Here is a 1518-nt window from a genome sequence, read left to right on the forward strand (position 1 = left end):
CCGATGAGTCTGCAGCGTATTCTCTTTTTCTAGATATTGCTAATTGAACTAAAGCGACTAGAATTGGAGCTAGAATTGCTAGCGCAATTCCTATTAACATTATTGCTGTATTGCCCTTGTTTCTACCCCCCCTACTCCAGAAAAGACTTCTTAAGAAAATTTGTGCAATTATAGATATCATACCAACAAGAACTGCTGTAAGTGTCATGAATCTTATGTCATAATTTGCTATGTGGGAGAGTTCATGTGCTAGAACCCCCTCTAATTCGTGTTTGTTTAATTTTTCTATGGTACCTGTTGTTATGCATATTACTGCATGCTCTGGGTCTCTTCCTGAAGCGAACGCATTTATTTGTTGATTGTGCATAACAAATAATTTTGGTTTTTTAAGTCCGGAAGCTAAGCATAGGCCTTCTACAAGGTTATTATATTCTCTATATTCTGGGCCAGTTGCTGGTTTTCCCTTAACTGATGCTATTGCTAAATCTGCAGATTTATAATATCCTCCAACAACATAGACTAAAGAAAAAATGGTTCCAAATATTAATATAAAGAAAAGGTAGTCTCCTCCAAGGACAAAACCTATTGTATATATTAGTGCTAAGAGAACTACAAGAACTATGGTAATTAGGAAAAACGATTGACGTTTGTTTTTTCTTATTTCTTCATGAAATGATAATCTTACTTTTTCCATTTTATGAGATGGATGTTTGAGTTTTTAATTCTTACTCTAAAGGATACTCAAAATCTGAATTTACATCTTTTGTTTTTTGAACTATGGAGTCGTCGTAAGGGACTTTTAGAATTTCAAATAAATAAGCTAATCTTCTTAGTTGTCTTTGGTCTCCAGATTTTGAGATAGGTTTTAGTCTTCTGAAAAGGTCACCTTCACAAATATTTTTCTTAATGTCTATTGCTGCTTGTTGCCTACTATTAAGCCTTGGATCGGCCCTAGACAACTCTTCAGCAATATAATCCATATTATTTCCAATCCTTTTTTCTAGAGACCCTCTAATTTCTTCAACTAATTGATATGCGGGTCTTACCATATTATATTTTAGGTTATGGAATATTAAAGCCTTTGTCTAATCTAATCTATATACTCTAACACATATATCATAACATATATGTTTTAATATATACTTCTAAATATTGTATATTAAGATATAGCTATTCAAATTCAATCTTTGGTACTACCTTTTCTGCTTCTTCAATCTTTAGGTATTCTCGCTTCTTGAAACCATACATGTTTGCAAACCACTTTCCTGGAATTGTTTCTCTTCCCACATTATAGGCCAATATTCCATCGTTGTAATATTGCCTAGCATATGCTACTTTATCTTCTATTGCTGATAACTCTTGTTGTAAATGTAAGAAGTTTTCATTTGCTTTTAAATCTGGATATCCTTCTGCGATTGCAAATATTGATTTTAATGCTGACTGTAATTTGTTTCCAGCCTTCATTTTATTTTCAACTCCCTTGGCGTTGACAAGATCCTTTCTAGCATTTGTTACCTC

The 1518-nt window shown here is 33.0% G+C and carries 3 protein-coding genes; all 3 read right to left on the reverse strand.

What is annotated here, in order from left to right; translation table 11 throughout:
* The coding region (locus HRT72_06160; protein ID NQY67291.1) for a M48 family metalloprotease at window positions 1-694 on the reverse strand (694 nt) is incomplete at its 3' end.
* 31 nt (window positions 695-725) lie between these two features.
* Window positions 726-1049: a hypothetical protein gene (locus HRT72_06165; GenBank protein ID NQY67292.1), complete on the reverse strand. Its 324-nt coding sequence runs from the start codon at window positions 1047-1049 to the stop codon at window positions 726-728.
* A gap of 121 nt (window positions 1050-1170) precedes the next feature.
* Window positions 1171-1518 (reverse strand): LemA family protein (locus HRT72_06170; GenBank protein ID NQY67293.1); only part of this gene is annotated, 348 nt, incomplete at its 5' end.

The organism is Flavobacteriales bacterium, from assembly GCA_013214975.1.
Lineage (GTDB): Bacteria > Bacteroidota > Bacteroidia > DT-38 > DT-38 > DT-38.